The organism is Mycobacterium sp. (assembly GCF_032161845.1).
Lineage (GTDB): Bacteria > Actinomycetota > Actinomycetes > Mycobacteriales > Mycobacteriaceae > Mycobacterium.
Genome location: NZ_JAVRQA010000491.1, coordinates 13,136 through 28,922 on the forward strand (window position 1 = coordinate 13,136; position 15,787 = coordinate 28,922).

Sequence of the window (15,787 nt, forward strand, 5' to 3'; positions counted from 1 at the left end):
TGATCGGGCCGCGCTGACCGATCAAGATTGACGTGAGGCGATGAGGGACAGGGCAAGTCGCGGGCAGCGATCGACCGCTATACGTGCCTCGGGGAGGTCACCGGATGCTACTCGAGGCTCTCGGGAGCCGTTGCGCACCAACGGATATCCCCAATCGTCACGCTGCAGCAGGGTCGGCATCAGTTCGGTGCAGAGCCCGCGTCCGTCGCATCTCGTCCAGTCGATGTGCAGGCGCACGGGGTTCGGTCGCTTCTTCATTTTCGAGCCTCGCCGCGGTGCGCATGGTGATCACCGGTGCTCTGCACCGCGGCGAAGGCAGCATCGCAGCGGCCGCGTCGATGGTGCGTGATGTCGTCCGCGAACACCGTGAGCGCACTGCGGGCCAGCCGAACGGTTCCGTCCGGGTGTCGACAGGAGCCACGGCCGTCGACGAGACCGAGGATCCGATCCAACTCGTCGAGGAGGGCATCGTCGACGTTGCTGTAGGCGAGTTCATCGAAGAGCGTTGCGAGCCTGGGGAGTCCGTTGCGGCACGGCCCGCACTGCCGGGCACCCTGTTCGGCGAGGTACGCAACGATCTCCGCGGTGCGGGCGAGGCCGCACTCGTCGATGGGCAGCGTGTGGACGATTCCCGCGCCCGGGCTGGCACCGACGCGGCTGAGACCCGCGCGTGAGAGCGCGGCGTCGTTGAACACCGCTGACGGAAGCCAGGTGCCGTGGTAGCCGCCGATCAGCGCCGCGCCCACGTGACGGAGATCGGTGGCTCCACCGTGCCCGATCACGGTGGAGAGCTGAGTTCCGGTCGGCACCTCCATGACCGGGCGTCCTGACACTGCGCCCGACAGCGTGACCAGCATGGTTCCGGGTTCGGAGTTATCTCCGATCGACCGGAACCAGCGGTGGCCGAAGCGGGCGATCAACGCGATGTGGGCCAGGGTCTCGACGTTGTTGACCAGCGTTGGCCGCCCCCGGACACCGGAAGTCGACATTGGGACCGTGCGGTCGCGCGGACGTGTAGGCCCGCCTTCGATCGCTCTCACGACGGCCGATTCCTCCCCGGCGACGAAGGCATCGCCAGCTTCCACGACGGTGACACGGTGTCGGTCCCAGCCTGCGGCGGTGCGCTCGTCGATCGCGAATCGCGCGATCGGGGCGATGTGGCTCGGCAGGTACAGGTAGATCGTGCGGGAACCCACGGCGTCGGCGGCCACCTGCAGTCCGTCGAGGACTAGGTGCGGTGCGCGACCGACCAGCATCGCGTCCTTGCGGCTGAGGGGTTCGCCTTCGGCGCCATTGCCCACCACGACGGGCTTGCGGCCGGTGACCGCTGCCACCTTGCGACCGGCGGGGAACCCGGCGCCGCCCCGACCCGTCAGACCGGCCTGCCCGAGCGACGAGATGAGGTCCTGCGGCGACGTTGTGGGAAGTCGTCCGAAACGTGCGAGGTGGTCCTCAAGCCCGGGTCCGTTCGCGGCGAAGAGACGATGCGCGCCGGGCGGTTCTCGGTCCGGTCGGGTGTGCGTCTTCACCGGTGTCCCGCAATTCTTTTGTCGGCGTATTCGACGAAGTCGGCGCGCAGCCGACACATCACGGCAGCAGCGACGAACAGGGCACAGCACGCCGCGAAGGTCAGGAACCACATGCGGCCGGAGTCGGTACCGTTGCCGAGTGCGTGGGCCAGCGCCATCGGCCACAATGCGTAGGTCGCCCAGTGCATCACGCGAAAGGTGCGCGCCCCCAGGTGATGTCGGAGAAGGCTGCTGACGATCACGGCGATGAGGACGTCGACGGCTAAAGTGCCCAGCCCGAGCCACAGTGGTCGGTATGCCCCCCTGAACGGAATGACGAAGTCCATCAGCCGCAGTTGCGCGTAGGGGTCGAAGAACAACAACGTCAGATGCATCGCCACGAGCAGAGTTCCGGCCAGTGCGGTGAAACGGTGCACGTCGGCCACGGCGAAGCGGGGTAGTGCGCCCACGCGGCGGCCCGATCGCGTGGCGATGCCGAGCCCGAGTGAAAGCGTGAGAAACGCCAGGGCGGTGATCCCGGTGCCGCGGCCGAGCGCCCAGAGCGCCTGGTCGGTCATCGTGGTTCGGTCCCGTCCTCGGGCCAGCCGCCCATCATGCTGACGACGCGGTCGCGGCCCACCAGGCGGGCCGGCATGTCTAACGTGCTGATCCAGTCCGGGGCTGCCCAGCCGCGGATGACGGCAGCCGTAGCGACTATGTTTGCGGCGTAACAGCTTTGGGCAGCCACGCTGACCGTGCGCCATACCGGGTCTGCAGATCGTCCCGTCCGCGGGTTGAGAATGTGGTGCAGCGCTTCCTCGCCATTGCGCCAGCGGCGCCGTACGGTGCTCGAGGTTGCCAGCGCGGCTCCCGGCGGCAGTGCGATCGAGCTCGCCGGGTCGTCGTCGGTGTCCTGAACCAGGACTTGCCACCCGCCGTCGGGCGCGGCGCCGGCAGTGGCGATGTCCCCGCCGAGGTTGACCAGAACGCCACTGCCGGTGAGGCCGTGGACGCGCTGGGCGCACAGGTCCGCGGCGACTGCCTTGGCGGTCGCGCCGAGGTCGAGCAGGACTCCAGGTGGGACGGTGACGACGCGGCCCTGCAGGTGGACCATCGACCAGTTTGCCGCAGTGATGAGAGTGCTGACCCGCGGCAACGTGCTGCCCAGGATTGCGATGTCCCTGTCGTAACCGAGCGAGATCATCGCGGCGCCGAGCGTGGGATCGACGTCGCCGTCGGTCAGCTCGGCCGCCGTTAACGCGGCCTCCAGAAGGTCCGTCAGCGTCTCGCTTATCTCGGTCGGGCGACCGCCAGCTTCGGCGAGTCTCATGATCTCGGAGTCCGGCCGGAACCGTGACGCGACGGCGTCGACGGCGTCCAGCTCGTCATCGACGATGGCCTTGGCCTCAGCGAGCGCATCGGGATCCGTGACGACGATCTGCATGCTCGTGCTCCACCGGTGCCAGCGAATCTCCGCGAACTTCTCAATGGCGAGCGTCATGAACCGCGGGACACCGTGATGTGCGGGGAGTAATTCGGCGCCATCACCGTGGTGGGTGCGAAGGTGCGTCGTTTGGTCGTCGGGGGAGTGGTGACCGAAGGCTTGGGAGCTTGTTGCGTCTCGGCGGGCGGGGCCTGTTCGACAGTGGGCTGCGGCGTGTAATCGGGCACCGGGGTGTACTCGGGAACGACAGGAGTCGCCGCGATGACCGACTCGGGGGCGACGGATGGGGGACTCGGCTCCGCCGTGACGGTCGTGACGCTCGATTCGGGCGGAGTTGGGACGACCACGGGGATGACCGGAGATTCCGCAGCCGGCGGCTTGAAGGTATCGGCGTACGCCAGCGTCGAGGCGCCCGTCACACCGGCGATGCCGAGCCCTGCTAGCGCCCATGATGCGGCAGCGGCGCGTCGCAAGCCCGAACGGGGAGAGTCCATGGCGCCGATGCTGGCAGCAGCTTCTTCAAACGTTCGAAGAATTCGCATGGCACGCTCGGCAGGTGGCCGAACGGACCGCAGCGCCGAGACTGCTGATCGTCGAGGACGACCGCGCGTTGAGCGCGATGCTGACTGACCTGTTCGCCGACGAGGGTTACCAGGTGGCGGTGGCGTACGACGGGCAGCAGGGACTTCACCGTGGGCTGACCGAACGGTACGACGCAGCCATCGTCGACCGCGGTCTGCCGGTGATGGACGGTGTCGAGCTCGTCGCCGTCCTTCGGTCACGGGGCATTGCGACGCCCGTGCTCGTCCTGACCGCCCGCGGCACGCTCATCGATCGGGTCGACGGACTCGATTCCGGCGCCCAGGACTACCTGGTCAAGCCGTTCGAGGTGCCCGAACTCCTGGCGCGGATCCGAGCCCTGATGCGCCGCCCGGACGACGGCTCGACCGTGAGGGGCAACGGGCTGACCCTCAACCGCGTGACGCGCACTGTGAGTGGTGCGGCGTTGGAAGGGGACGTGGAACTGTCCGAACGCGAAGCTGCGCTGCTCAGTGTCCTGATGAATGCCCCTGGGAGGATCTTCACGCGGGGTCAGCTGCTCGATGCGGCATTCGACGGTGTCGACACACCCGGTGTCGTCGATACTTACGTCCACTATCTGCGCCGCAAACTCGGCCGGGGAACCGTGCGAACCGTGCATGGCACCGGGTACCGGCTAGGGGCCGAGTGACGACCGACAGCGACCTCGCGGTCGTGAGACGCGCAGGCCGGATCGCCGCCGCCCAGGCATCGCTCGCGCTGGCGGCCGTGCTGCTGGTGATCGGTGCGGTGATCTTCCTCGTCGACGTCAACGTCCAGAATCAACAGATCGCCGATCAGCTGACCTCGGTGGCATCGACGGCCGACGACGCCACCGATCCACCCCCCGGCATGCAACTCCTGGTGAGAGACCTCGCTGGAAAGGTGCAGCAGAGTGCTCGGGACCTGTCGGCTGCTGACCTGCTCGGGCGCTCCCCTGGATTCTCCGATGCCCGTATCGATGACGCGAAGTACCGGGTCCTGGTGGCCGATAAACCTCAGGGCCGGGTCGTTGCCATGCTCGCCCTGGACTCCTACGAGGCTGGTAGAAATCGTCTGCTTCTATCCCTCGGCGCCGCGGAACTGGCCGGGATCATCGCCTCGATCGCCGTCGTCGTGCTGCTCACCCGGCGCTCGCTTCGTCCGCTGACCCAAGCCTTGGCGCTTCAGCGCAGGTTCGTCGCCGATGCCTCGCATGAGCTTCGCGCACCATTGACTGTGCTGCACACCAGGATTCAACTATTGGCTCGGCGCTTCGACGACGGTGATGCACATGAGGCAAAGGAGCAGATCGACGCGCTTGCCGCCGACACCAGGGCGCTGGGTGACGTCATCGAAGACCTCCTGGCGTCAGCCTCGATGGCCACCAGCGGCGTCACACAGGACCGCGTCGACGTGTCCGACGTCGCCGACGCCGTTCGCGCGAGCATGGTGCAGCACGCTGAATCGGTAGGCGTGAGCCTGTCCGTCGAGCGAGACACTGGTTCTACTCCAGGAGATTTCGTGGTTCTCGGAACGGCCGCCGCACTACGGCGAGCCCTCACGTCGTTAGTCGACAATGCGCTGGCTCACCAGCACGCCGGCGGAGAAATCGCGATCCGCCTCGCTCGTCGGGCGACGGATGTCGTCGTCGACGTGCGCGACGATGGCGTCGGCATCTCCCCAAAAGCCGTCGCCACGCTCTTCAGCCGGTTCTCGCACGGCGAAACCCACACCACGGCGGGGCGCCCGCGCTACGGCATCGGATTGGCACTCGTTCGGGAAATCGCTCTGGCGCACCGTGGTGAGATCGTCGTCACGCCGACGCCGGGCGGCGGAGCGACTTTCACGCTCACGCTTCCCGCGGCCTGACGTGCCGCACCCCTGCGTGCGACTTAGGCGCAGTCGGTGCAGATCATCCGGTCGCCGACCTGTCGGGCCAAGCGGTGGCTGTGCTGCACCAGGAAGCAACTCGAGCAGGTGAACTCGTCCCTCTGCTTTGGCACGACCCGGACGGTGAACTCCTCGCCGGAGAGGTCTGCGCCAGGCAGCTCGAAGTCCTCGAGCTCTTCGCCGTCGTCGACGTCAAGGACAGCGGTCGCGGCGTCGTTGCGACGTCCGGCCAGCTGCTCAAGCGATTCGTCGACGACGTCATCGGATTCCTTCTGGCGGGGAGCGTCGTAATCAGTGGCCATTTTCTATCCCTTCGAGTCCAGTGCCGGCGTCACGACAACGTGAACGATGCGCAGCTTGTTCCCGCCCGCAATCGGGGCGAAACGCACACATCCGCTCTACGTCGACGCACGCTGCAATCTGAGCTGAAAATCAGTGCGGGCCCTGGCAGAAGCCACTCCACTGACATCGGTTCGAGCACACAGTACGGTCCGATGGCACGGATCGCCGCATGCGACGCGTCGTCGACGGCGTCAATTGTCCGAGTGAGCCGAAACACGTTGCCGGTCTCACGTTCGCGGTGCCGTGGACGTCTTCCCCTTGAGAGCACAACCGAGGAGGAGATTCATGCCCGTCCACACGTGGCACACCATCACCGAGACGAAACTGGGGTACCTCACCGTGGTCCGCGATGCGCGTGGGCTGCGCGGCGTGTACTTCCCGCACCACTGGTATCTGCCGAATCCGGCGACCTTCGGCCCGCAGCGCGACGACGGGTTCGACGAGGTGACCCGGCAGCTGACCGACTATCTGGCTGGCGAGCGTCGCCACTTCGAGCTGGCGCTCGCGCCCGTCGGAGACCCGCTGCAGCTCGAGGTGTGGGGGTTGGTGGCGCAGATTCCGTACGGCGAGACGACGACGTACGGGGAGCTCGCTGCCCGGATCGGTGACGGATTGACCGCTCAGCAGGTGGGGGCGATGGTGGGGCGCAACCCGCTGTCAATCGTCGTGCCGTGTCACCGGGTGGTCGGTCGAAACGGCAAGCTCACCGGATACGCGGGCGGGATCACGCGTAAACGGTTGCTGCTGGACCTCGAACACGAATACGTCGCAGGCACTCCGACACTATGGGGAGCGTGACGGGCAAGCGGGCGTTCGAGGCCGTCGTCGTGGACCACGGGCCGGCAGTGTTGCGGGTGTGCCGCGCCGTCGTCGGGCCGACCGACGCCGACGACGCCTGGTCGGAAACGTTCCTTTCCGCAATGAAGGCCTACCCGGACCTGCCCGCCGACGCCAACGTGGAGGCCTGGTTGGTGACGATCGCGCACCGCAAGGCCATCGACGTCGCCCGCGCCAGAGCCCGCCGCGCGACCCCCAGCGACGATCTGCCCGATACCCCCACCGCACCGCGCGCCGAACGCGACGACGAACTCGCCGAAGCCCTCGCCCGACTACCCGACAAGCAGAGGCAGGCCGTGGCCTACCACTATCTGGCGGGCCTGCCCTACGCCGACGTCGCCACCGTCCTCGGCGGCAGCACCGACGCCGCGCGCCGCGCTGCCGCCGACGGCATCGCCGCACTCAGACGCACCTATTCAAGGGAGAACCACCGTGATTGACGACGATCTCATCCGCGATCTGGCGCGGATCACCGTTACGAACGACGACGACATGAACGAATTGCACGCCCGACTCGCCGCGGCGGCCCAACGCGACGGCGTACTCGACGTCGCCTATCGAATCGTCGACAGCCCCGTGGGACCGCTTCTCGTCGCCGCGACGGAACGTGGACTCGTCCGCGTCGCGTTCGCCGTCGAAGACCACGACGACGTGCTGCAGCACCTGGCCGACCGGGTGAGTTCCCGGATTCTGCTCGCACCCCGTCGCCTCGACGCCGCCGCCCGTGAACTCGACGAGTACTTCGCCGGTGCCAGAAGGGCATTCGACGTACCGTTGGACTGGCAACTTTCGGCGGGATTCCGCAGCACCGTCCTGCACCACCTGCCCGAGATCGCCTACGGGCAGACCGCCAGCTACGCCACCGTGGCGCAGTTGGCGGGCAACCCCAAGGCCGTCCGCGCGGTGGGCAGTGCATGCGCCACCAACCCCCTGCCCGTCGTCGTGCCGTGTCATCGGGTCGTGCGCAGCGACGGCGCCATGGGCGGCTATCTGGGGGGAGTCGAGGCCAAACGCACCCTCCTCACCCTCGAGGCGGCGGCATGAGCGACGACGCGGCACGCTGGCGACGACGGGTGGAAGCAGCCGACTGGGACGGCATCCGTCAGGATCTGGACGCCGTCGGCTGTGCAGCGACGGGACCGCTCCTCTCGTCAGCGGAGGCGGCTGCGATCGCGGCGATGTACCCCGACGACAACCGGTTTCGCTCCACGGTGCACATGGGGCGGCACCGCTTCGGCGAAGGCGAGTACCGCTACTTCGCCGAACCGTTTCCGGAGGCCGTCGGTGCGCTCAAGGAGGCCCTGTATCCCAGGCTGCTACCGATCGCCCGCGACTGGTGGCACCGGCTGGGACGTGAAACGCCTTGGCCGGAGTCCCTTTCGGAGTGGTTGCAGATGTGCCACGACGCCGGGCAGTGCAAGCCGACCCCGATCCTGCTCAGGTACGGGCCGGGAGACTGGAACGCCCTGCACCGAGACCTGTACGGGGAGTTGGTGTTTCCGTTGCAGGTCGTCATCAATCTCAACGACCCCGGTGTCGATCACGTCGGTGGAGAATTCTTGCTCTACGAGCAGCGGCCACGGGCGCAGTCCCGTGGCACCGCCATGCTCATCCCACACGGCCACGGACTGGTGTTCACCACGCGGGACCGCCCCGTGAAGTCCCAGCGCGGATGGTCGGCCGCACCTGTGCGACACGGCGTCTCGACGATCCGCTCGGGCGTCCGGTTCACCCTCGGCCTGGTCTTTCACGACGCGGCCTGACGGTTCAGGAACCTGCCGACAGGTCGAGCAGGTCGGAGGTGGTCAGGGTCTTGCCCCGTTCCAGCTGACTGGCCAGTGCGATGAACAGGCTTGCGGTGGTGATGGCGTCGCCGAGCGCGTGGTGAGGCGAGTGCACGGGAAGCCCAAGGGCGGTCGTGGCGTACTCCAGGGACACCGCCTGATCGGGTTCGAGGTCGACGCCGAGAACGCGCTGCGCGAGGACGGCGGTATCGACGATGGAACTGGTGAAGGGTAGGTAGGAACGGCGAAAGGCCCTGTGCAGGAACGAGCGCTCGATCCAGGCGCAGTGCGCGACGACGGGATGGTCGCCGATGAGTTCGTCGAGGACGGCGACACATTCGGCCAGTGGTGGGGCGCCGTCGAGGTCCTGGGTCCGCAGGCCGTGGAACTTCACGGAGCTCGCCGGCACGTCGTGCGGCACGTGGACGAGCCCGTACACCGATTCGGAGGTCTTGACCCTCCCGTCGTGGATCGGCACTGCGCCGTAGGACACCACGTGGTCGCGGCGTGGGTCGAGGCCAGTGGTCTCGAGGTCGATCACGATGAAGGTGTCGGTCCGCCAATCCACGTCGTTGGTGGCCGACCGCCGCGGTCGGTGCGTGCGAAGTCGTCGCGCCCAGTCGATCGCCATCGTTAGAGCCCCTCGTACCCGAACCACTTGCGGCTCAGGCGGTCCTGGATCCCATTGATCGTGCGGAAGGCGCTGCGGAGGTGCCTTCGCTCCAAGGAGTCGAGCTTGGTGGGGTCGATGGCGGACTCGACCCTCTTGCCCGTCTTGATCGCGGCGACCTGGCCTTCGAAGACCAGGTGGTAGCACAGGCTGAAGGCACCCTTCAGGGCGTCGGCCTCGTCGGCGGTGAGCAGGCCGCTGCGATGAGCGCGGTCCAGCCGTTGCGGGGTGGAACCCGTTGGATCGCCGGTACGTTGGGCCAGCGCGCGAGCCAGCGATGCCACCGGGCGCAAGCCGGACTTCTTCAGGTTGAGATGGCCCTTCTGTTCCCCGAAGTGCTCGACGACGAAGCCGCGGACGAACCCGCTTGGCGGGCGGTCGTTCATCGAGAACCGACTCAGTGATCGAGTGAAGGCGTCCCGGCCGATGCCGCCGACCAGGGCGGTCCGCAGGGGCTGGATCAAGGCGGGGCGGGTGATCGGGCGAGCATCGAGGACGGTCGAGGCCATCAGCAGATAGTCGATGTTGTCGGGGTTCGCGCGCCAGACGTCGGCGATCTCGCGCCACTGCCCTTGCGACCTGTTGAACAGCGGCGTCGACGCATTCAGCCCCTGCGGACACGGCGCGAGACCGCACCGGGTGAGCGCGCTGATCAGCGGTTCGGCGGCAGCGGCGACCTCTTCGCGAGTCACTGCCGCGGCGGTCGGCGATTTGACCGCCCACGCCAGCGCGGTGTCGACGTCGGAGTTCGGCAGCGGTTCGCGTCGACCCAAGGAGCCCATCAACATCCACGAGCAGTCCAGATCGACCAAAGGTGATGTCGTGGAGTGTAATTCGATGATCTTGCGGAAGATCGACTCGATCATCGCGGACAGAAGTGCGCCAAGGTGCTCGACGGGAAGCCCGGCGTCCCAGAGCTCGACGGTCGTCGGCGTCAGCAAGCGGCAGGCATCGACGAGCTCGTCCATGTTCGTCGCTGCCGAGACGGCCGAGCGGATCACCAACGGGTTGCGTACCTCGGCGGCGGCCATGTCGACGACCCGGACGATGCCGACCGCGGTGCCGACGGCGTCGACGACGACGAGGTGGTGGATGCCGTGCTCGACCATGAACAGATATGCCGTGCTGACGGTGCGGTCGATGCTCATGGCGATCGCCGGGGTGCTCGCGATCGTCGAGATCGGTGCATCGACGCCGACCTCCCCGGTGGCGACGCGACGGCGGAAGTCGTCGTCGGTGACGATGCCGATCTGCCCCGCCCGGCGGAAAAGCGCACACGACCGGCCCACACTGGTCATGAGCTCGGCGACCGATCGGATGGAGTCGTCGGCGTCGCACCAGGTGATGGGATGGGTGACGTCACCGAGGGGGCGCTCCAGCCGGGCGAACGAACCACCGGAGGTGATCAGGCGTTCCCTGGCGACCAGTCCGCCGTAGTGGGCGAACCGGAGACGGTCCGGGTGGGCCAGGAGGGTGCGCGGATCGGGCAACCGGTAGCACAGGGTGTCCTCGGCGGCGCGCACCTGCAGTGGGGGCGGCAGGCCCGACAGCACCGAGATGTGGCCGAACGTCTCGCCAACCCCGAGGACGTCGGTGATCCGGCCGCGGTCGATGATCTCGACGGCACCGACTCTCACCACGAACAGGCAGTCCAGGGGAGCTGCTTCGGCCTCGACTATCACCGTGCCCGCGAGGAAGTACTCGACCTCGACGGCTGCGGCGAGGCGATTCAGATCGTCGTCGTCGAGTCGGTCATACGGCGTCTGCGCGCCGAGGAACTCGAGGAACTCCTTCACCGATCGATCGTTGCATGGTCAGCCCGTCCGCCTACATTGGTGGATGCTTCTTTCAGCCTCGTGTTTCAACGTCCCGCCAATGGCTATACGGCGCGGACGGCGAACCTCGGGCAGGCGTTACGAACAGGCAGGTGGATAGACGAGTGGTGAGGAAGTAGATGACGGAGACGGATGGCGACGACCAGACGCGCGAACCAACCGAGATCACCTACGACGAACACCTCCACCCGGCCCGGCCGCGCACCCTGCGCTTTCGGCCGCGCGTCAAGGCTCCCTTCGCGCGTCATTCGGTGGCCAGGGATGGTTCGGCGACTGCCGACAACCCGGCCTACGTGAAGTGGCTGCTGTCGGAGTCGATGCTGTCGGACGCCAACGAGATCAGCCAGCAGTTCTCCGGTCAGGGCTCGATGTGGCAGAACCCCTTCGCCAACCCCAACCCGCGGAGCGCCGTCACCGCCGCGTCGGTCTGGTTCACCGCGTACCCGCTCTCCCTGATCACCAGGCCCGACGAGTCGTTCCTGACCGCGATGGCCGACGAGGAGATGTGGAAGGCATTCGCCGAGATCGGCATCGAAGGCATTCACACGGGTCCGGTCAAGCGGGCGGGCGGTATCTCCGGTTGGGAGTACACGCCGAGCGTCGACGGCCACTTCGACCGGATCAGCACCCAGATCGATCCGGCGTTCGGCACCGAGGACGAATTTCGAAAGATGTGCGCGACGGCCAACTGGTACGGCGGCACCATCATCGACGACGTAGTGCCTGGCCATACGGGCAAGGGCGCGGACTTCCGGCTCGCCGAGATGCACTATGCCGATTACCCCGGGATCTACCACATGGTCGAGATCGACCCAAGGGACTGGCACGAGCTGCCCGACACTCCGGCGGGCGTGGACTCGGTCAACATCGACGCCGCCACCGAGGAATGGCTGGACAAGGCGGGCTACATCATCGGCCGGCTGCAACGGGTGATCTTCTTCGCCGAGGGCGTGAAGGAGACCAACTGGAGCGTGACGCGTCCCGTCATCGGGGTCGACGGCGTCGAGCGACGCTGGGTGTACCTGCACTACTTCAAGGACGGTCAGCCGTCGATCAACTGGCTCGACCCCACGTTCGCGGGAATGCGGATGGTCATGGGTGACGCCCTGCACTCGCTGACCGATCTCGGCACCGGTGCGCTGCGACTCGACGCCAACGGGTTCCTCGGGGTGGAGAAGAGCGCCGCCGAGGGCAGTCCCGCGTGGTCGGAGGGCCATCCCTTGTCGGAGGCGGCGAACCACTTGATCGCCAGCATGGTGCGCAAGGTCGGCGGATTCACCTTCCAGGAGCTGAATCTCACCATCGACGACATTCGGGAAGTCGGCGAAGCCGGTGCCGACCTGTCCTACGACTTCATCAACCGGCCCGCCTATCAACACGCCCTCGCGACGGGCGACACCGAGTTCCTCCGGCTGACGCTGCGCACCTCGATCGAGCTCGGCGTCGACCCGGCCTCCCTGATCCACGCGCTGCAGAATCACGACGAGCTGACCTACGAGCTGGTGCACTGGTCGACCGGACACCGCGACGACGTGTTCACCTACAAGGGCGAGGAACTCACCGGCGAGGAGCTCGGGGAATCCGTCCGCCAGGACCTTCTCAACCAGCTCACCGGACCCAAGGCGCCCTACAACCAGGTGTTCACCACCAACGGCATCGCCTCCACCACCGCAACCGTGGTCGCCGCGGCGCTCGGCATCACCGACCTCGACGACATCGTCGACGTCGACCCGATCCGTCGGGCCCACCTGCTGCTGGCCATGTTCAACGCGCTGCAACCCGGGGTGTTCGCACTGTCCGGCTGGGACATGTGCGGCATGTTGACGTTGCCGCCCGGCGAGGTCGCGGAGCTGCTCCGCGGGGGCGACACGCGGTGGATCCATCGCGCCGGCCACGACCTCATGGGTGTCAACGAGGCAGCGACGCGATCGATGGCGGGGATGCCCCGCGGCCGCAGCCTCTATGGATCGATCCCCGAGCAACTCGCCGACGAGACGAGTTTCCTGCGGCAGTTGCAGGCCATTTTGCGCGTGCGGTCGCACTACGGCATCGCCACCAGCCGTCAGGTCGACGTCCCCGAGGTTTCCCAGAAGGGGATGCTGGTGCTCGTTCATCAACTCGAGGAGCCCAGTCAGCATCAGCTGACCCTGCTCAACTTCGCCGACGAGGACATCGCGGGAACTGTGCGTTCCGAACATCTTCCGCCAGGCAGCCACGTGATGGACATGTTCACCGGCAAGACGGTCGGCACGGTCGACGACCTACACAGCTTCGCCGTGGAGATGCCGCGCCATCACGGCATGTCGCTGCTAGTGGAGTCGGTGGAGGACGAGGGTTCGGACTAGCGGCGGGCCGGCACCGTCAGCGTGCTGCCGTCCGCAGCTTGGAGGAGGCAGATGGCGGTGCTCGGGGCCGGGTTGGACTCGGTGCGGTTCTGGTTGGAGTCGATCAGGTAGGTAACCGTGAAGGTGCCGCTGCCGACGGGTTCGCCGGTGTAGGCGGTGAATCCGTCATTGCACTTGAGGCCTGCGACGTCGACGACGGCGGTGTTGACCGCCAATGGCACGCGGAGGTAGACCTCCGCATGATGCGGCGTCGTGCAGTCCACGACGGCGACGGCAATCACGTTGGGATCCACCGGCGGCGGGTCCGCCAGGCAGTCGCCGACGTCGAGGTCGAACCAGTTCACGGTGCGCGCGGTGGGTGTGACGGGCGGGGGAGCGACGACCGCGGTCGTGGTCGTCGTCGCAGGGGTGGTCGGCGGCTCGCTCGTCGGCACCGTGGCCGTCGACGTGCACCCCGAAAGCACCATCACCGGGCCCGCCAGAAGGGCGAGCAGGCGACTGATCATCTCGCGCGCTTCCCTGTCTGCTCGACCGGCTTCGTCCGCGCGGTGAGAACCGCAGCGGGCGAGCCGATCTGGATTCCACACGCCCCGGCGAACTGTTTGGGATCCAAGCCGTCCGCCGAGTTCATGTCGCAGTTGCCGAACGGGGGAGCGCCATTCGGCAGCGTGGTCCCGTTGCCGTATCGCTTGTCGTCGGTGTACTGGTGAGCCACCTTGCCCGGGTAGTCGGGATTGGATCCATAGGCGGCGACGACAAGGCGGATGCCCTTGGGTTTCACCGGCCACAACCGGTTCAGGTCGCCGACGTTGCCGTAGCCGATGACGCGTCGCGGCTCACCCAGCCATTCGGCGATCGCCGAATACGCCCGGTTGATGCCGTCGGATTGGTCACCGGTGATCTGCCTGCCCCAGCTCTCGACGTCGATCATCACGGCCATCCGCGGATGCGGCCGACCAATCATGTCCTTGAGGGTGTCGACGGTCTGGCGCCAGTTGCGTCGCCATACGAAGTACACGATGAAGAACTCGAGTTCGCCTGCATCGCAACGACGTTGACACCAAGGGTAGTTGATCTTCCAATTCCGGTCGCGGTGGTCGCCGTCATTGGAGCGAATGCACAGAACCCGGTGCGGGTAGCTGTCGTCGACCGGCACCTGCCACTCGGAGACGTCGGCGTAGATCGTGTCCGGCGTCGGACTCACCCCTCTCGGCGATCCCGGACGAATTCCAGGAGTCGTGGATCGTTCGAGCTGAAGCGGTCGACTTCCTCGCCGCCGTCGCACCGCATCAGGGCGATCGTCACGCCGTGAGACGTCTGCGCCACCACCTGCCATGTGGCGCCGGCGTCGTGCCATCGAACGAGTTCGGCCACGTAGTCGCGGTCCGCCATCGATTCGCCGTGCATCGCTTCACCATCGTATCCCTGTCGTAGGCTGCCGCCGTGGACACAGGTACGAGGCTGGCGGTCGCCGCGGTGTTCGTGTGGGTCGGCATGGTGCTGGCCATCTCGTTCGTCGAATCGCCACTGAAGTTTCGCGCGCCCGGCGTCACGCTGAAGGTCGGACTGGGCATCGGTCGGTTGGTGTTTCGTGCGCTGAACGTCTTCGAGTACGTGTTCGCCTTCGTGATTGCCACTGCGCTCTTCACCCAAGAGACGTCAGCCGTGCTCAACACTGCGCTGTTGGTCGCGGGAGGTGCGCTGCTCACGCAAACGATCGTGGTGCGTCCGCTGCTGGCCCGTCGTACCTCCGCTGTCCTCGAGGGCGACGAAGGGCGGCGGTCGTGGGCCCACTTCGCCTATGTCGCGCTCGAACTCGTCAAGGTGATCGCCCTGGTGTCGACCGGTGTCCTGCTCACCTGAGAAGGTAAGGCGTGCCCGGCTCGCCTGACTCCCACGCCGAGCTGCCGTCGGATCCCGACGTCTCGGCCACCTCGGGCCGGCCGCTGCATCTGCGGCCGTCGCCGCTGGCGTTGGTCTTCGCCGGTGGCATCGTGGGCACGGCACTGCGGTATTGGGTCGAGAACCTGCTGCCCCACGACGCATCTGGCTGGCCGTGGGCGACCTTCCTCATCAACCTCGGTGGGGCGTTCATTCTGGGCGGCTTGCTGGAAGCACTCGCCCGCCTCGGTGACGACTCGGGCTGGCGGCAGCGGGTCCGCCTCTGTGCAGGCACCGGCGGATGCGGCGCCTTCACCACCTACAGCACCTTCGCGTTGGAGGCGGTGTTGCTGGGTCGGCATGGGCACGTCGGCACGGCGCTCGGGTACGGCGTGGTCAGCGTCGTCGGCGGCGTCATCACCGCCTGGCTCGGGATCGTGCTCGCGGCCAACGTTCGCCGTCGAGGGGTCCGACCGTGATCCTCGTGCTCACCCTCCTCGCCGGCGCTACCGGTGCCGTGGCCCGTTTCGTGCTCGACGGGTGGATCAAGAGCCGGTGGCGGTCACCGTTCCCCTGGGGGACGGTGCTCATCAACGTGACGGGGTCGCTGCTGCTCGGAATTCTGGCCGGGCTGGTGCTCTTCGGTGGTCAGCCCGCCGTCTGGCAGACCGTCGTCGGAACCGGGTTCTG

Annotated in this window: 21 protein-coding genes; 10 read left to right on the forward strand and 11 right to left on the reverse strand. The window is 67.1% G+C overall.

All coding sequences use genetic code 11. The annotated features are described in order from the left end of the window. Nucleotides 1–21 precede the first annotated feature (21 nt). From QOD90_RS26755 to QOD90_RS26775, 5 genes are read right to left on the reverse strand one after another with little or no spacing between them, the layout of a single operon-like run. Complete coding sequence (locus QOD90_RS26755) at nt 22–258, reverse strand: ferredoxin (protein ID WP_526354775.1); 237 nt, start codon at nt 256–258, stop codon at nt 22–24. Next, a complete protein-coding gene (locus QOD90_RS26760) occupies nt 255–1,529 on the reverse strand; it encodes an NADH-ubiquinone oxidoreductase-F iron-sulfur binding region domain-containing protein (RefSeq protein ID WP_526354777.1) in 1,275 nt (424 codons plus the stop codon). Before QOD90_RS26760 ends, QOD90_RS26755 begins: the two co-directional genes overlap by 4 nt. Then, entirely contained in the window at nt 1,526–2,086 is a 561-nt protein-coding gene (locus tag QOD90_RS26765; RefSeq protein WP_526354779.1) for a ferric reductase-like transmembrane domain-containing protein, read from the reverse strand. The genes QOD90_RS26760 and QOD90_RS26765 overlap by 4 nt, the downstream gene beginning before the upstream one ends. Continuing rightward, nucleotides 2,083–3,009, reverse strand: a complete 927-nt coding sequence (locus tag QOD90_RS26770; protein WP_526354780.1) for an FAD:protein FMN transferase — start codon at nt 3,007–3,009, stop codon at nt 2,083–2,085. The genes QOD90_RS26765 and QOD90_RS26770 overlap by 4 nt, the downstream gene beginning before the upstream one ends. After that, entirely contained in the window at nt 3,006–3,446 is a 441-nt protein-coding gene (locus QOD90_RS26775; protein ID WP_526354782.1) for a hypothetical protein, read from the reverse strand. Before QOD90_RS26775 ends, QOD90_RS26770 begins: the two co-directional genes overlap by 4 nt. A 62-nt stretch (nt 3,447–3,508) precedes the next feature. Between QOD90_RS26775 and QOD90_RS26780 the strand changes: the two genes are divergently transcribed. Then, nucleotides 3,509–4,183, forward strand: coding sequence for a response regulator transcription factor (locus QOD90_RS26780; RefSeq protein ID WP_526354784.1), 675 nt, complete (start codon nt 3,509–3,511; stop codon nt 4,181–4,183). Next, complete coding sequence (locus QOD90_RS26785) at nt 4,180–5,382, forward strand: sensor histidine kinase (RefSeq protein WP_526354786.1); 1,203 nt, start codon at nt 4,180–4,182, stop codon at nt 5,380–5,382. The genes QOD90_RS26780 and QOD90_RS26785 overlap by 4 nt, the downstream gene beginning before the upstream one ends. A gap of 23 nt (nt 5,383–5,405) precedes the next feature. Here QOD90_RS26785 and QOD90_RS26790 read toward each other — a convergent pair whose 3' ends face one another. Then, a complete protein-coding gene (locus QOD90_RS26790) occupies nt 5,406–5,705 on the reverse strand; it encodes a DUF4193 family protein (RefSeq protein WP_526354788.1) in 300 nt (99 codons plus the stop codon). 325 nt (nt 5,706–6,030) lie between these two features. On the opposite strand from QOD90_RS26790, the gene QOD90_RS26795 reads away from it, so the two are divergent. The 4 genes from QOD90_RS26795 to QOD90_RS26810 are packed head-to-tail and all read left to right on the forward strand — an operon-like array spanning nt 6,031 to nt 8,345. Further along, nucleotides 6,031–6,543, forward strand: a complete 513-nt coding sequence (locus tag QOD90_RS26795; protein ID WP_526354790.1) for a methylated-DNA--[protein]-cysteine S-methyltransferase — start codon at nt 6,031–6,033, stop codon at nt 6,541–6,543. Beyond that, nucleotides 6,540–7,022 carry an RNA polymerase sigma factor gene (locus tag QOD90_RS26800; RefSeq protein ID WP_526354792.1) on the forward strand — a complete coding sequence of 161 codons (483 nt, stop codon included), beginning with the start codon at nt 6,540–6,542 and terminating at the stop codon, nt 7,020–7,022. Before QOD90_RS26795 ends, QOD90_RS26800 begins: the two co-directional genes overlap by 4 nt. A 52-nt stretch (nt 7,023–7,074) precedes the next feature. Further along, nucleotides 7,075–7,626 carry a methylated-DNA--[protein]-cysteine S-methyltransferase gene (locus tag QOD90_RS26805; RefSeq protein ID WP_526354816.1) on the forward strand — a complete coding sequence of 184 codons (552 nt, stop codon included), beginning with the start codon at nt 7,075–7,077 and terminating at the stop codon, nt 7,624–7,626. Next, nucleotides 7,623–8,345, forward strand: a complete 723-nt coding sequence (locus QOD90_RS26810; RefSeq protein ID WP_526354794.1) for a 2OG-Fe(II) oxygenase — start codon at nt 7,623–7,625, stop codon at nt 8,343–8,345. The genes QOD90_RS26805 and QOD90_RS26810 overlap by 4 nt, the downstream gene beginning before the upstream one ends. 4 nt (nt 8,346–8,349) lie before the next feature. Here the strand turns inward: QOD90_RS26810 and QOD90_RS26815 are convergent, their stop codons facing one another. Then, a complete protein-coding gene (locus QOD90_RS26815) occupies nt 8,350–8,997 on the reverse strand; it encodes a 3'-5' exonuclease (protein ID WP_526354796.1) in 648 nt (215 codons plus the stop codon). Between the two features lie 2 nt (nt 8,998–8,999). Next, entirely contained in the window at nt 9,000–10,832 is a 1,833-nt protein-coding gene (locus QOD90_RS26820; protein ID WP_526354798.1) for a putative nucleotidyltransferase substrate binding domain-containing protein, read from the reverse strand. A gap of 158 nt (nt 10,833–10,990) precedes the next feature. Between QOD90_RS26820 and treS the strand changes: the two genes are divergently transcribed. Further along, entirely contained in the window at nt 10,991–13,216 is a 2,226-nt protein-coding gene (gene treS / locus QOD90_RS26825) for a maltose alpha-D-glucosyltransferase (RefSeq protein ID WP_526354800.1), read from the forward strand. On the opposite strand, the gene QOD90_RS26830 is transcribed toward treS, so the two are convergent. The 3 genes from QOD90_RS26830 to QOD90_RS26840 are packed head-to-tail and all read right to left on the reverse strand — an operon-like array spanning nt 13,213 to nt 14,623. After that, complete coding sequence (locus QOD90_RS26830) at nt 13,213–13,722, reverse strand: hypothetical protein (protein ID WP_526354802.1); 510 nt, start codon at nt 13,720–13,722, stop codon at nt 13,213–13,215. The two genes, treS and QOD90_RS26830, sit on opposite strands and share 4 nt — an antisense overlap. Beyond that, nucleotides 13,719–14,420: a glycoside hydrolase family 25 domain-containing protein gene (locus QOD90_RS26835; RefSeq protein ID WP_526354804.1), complete on the reverse strand. Its 702-nt coding sequence runs from the start codon at nt 14,418–14,420 to the stop codon at nt 13,719–13,721. The genes QOD90_RS26830 and QOD90_RS26835 overlap by 4 nt, the downstream gene beginning before the upstream one ends. Further along, nucleotides 14,417–14,623, reverse strand: a complete 207-nt coding sequence (locus tag QOD90_RS26840) for a hypothetical protein (RefSeq protein ID WP_526354806.1) — start codon at nt 14,621–14,623, stop codon at nt 14,417–14,419. The genes QOD90_RS26835 and QOD90_RS26840 overlap by 4 nt, the downstream gene beginning before the upstream one ends. A 36-nt stretch (nt 14,624–14,659) precedes the next feature. Here QOD90_RS26840 and QOD90_RS26845 point away from each other — a divergent pair, with 36 nt between their 5' ends. The 3 genes from QOD90_RS26845 to QOD90_RS26855 form a co-directional block, all read left to right on the forward strand. Beyond that, a complete protein-coding gene (locus tag QOD90_RS26845) occupies nt 14,660–15,079 on the forward strand; it encodes a hypothetical protein (RefSeq protein ID WP_526354808.1) in 420 nt (139 codons plus the stop codon). Nucleotides 15,080–15,090: 11 nt separating this feature from the next. Next, nucleotides 15,091–15,576, forward strand: a complete 486-nt coding sequence (gene crcB, locus QOD90_RS26850; protein WP_526354810.1) for a fluoride efflux transporter CrcB — start codon at nt 15,091–15,093, stop codon at nt 15,574–15,576. After that, nucleotides 15,573–15,787: fluoride efflux transporter FluC (locus QOD90_RS26855; RefSeq protein ID WP_526354812.1), on the forward strand; the 215-nt coding region annotated here is incomplete at its 3' end. The genes crcB and QOD90_RS26855, both read left to right, overlap by 4 nt.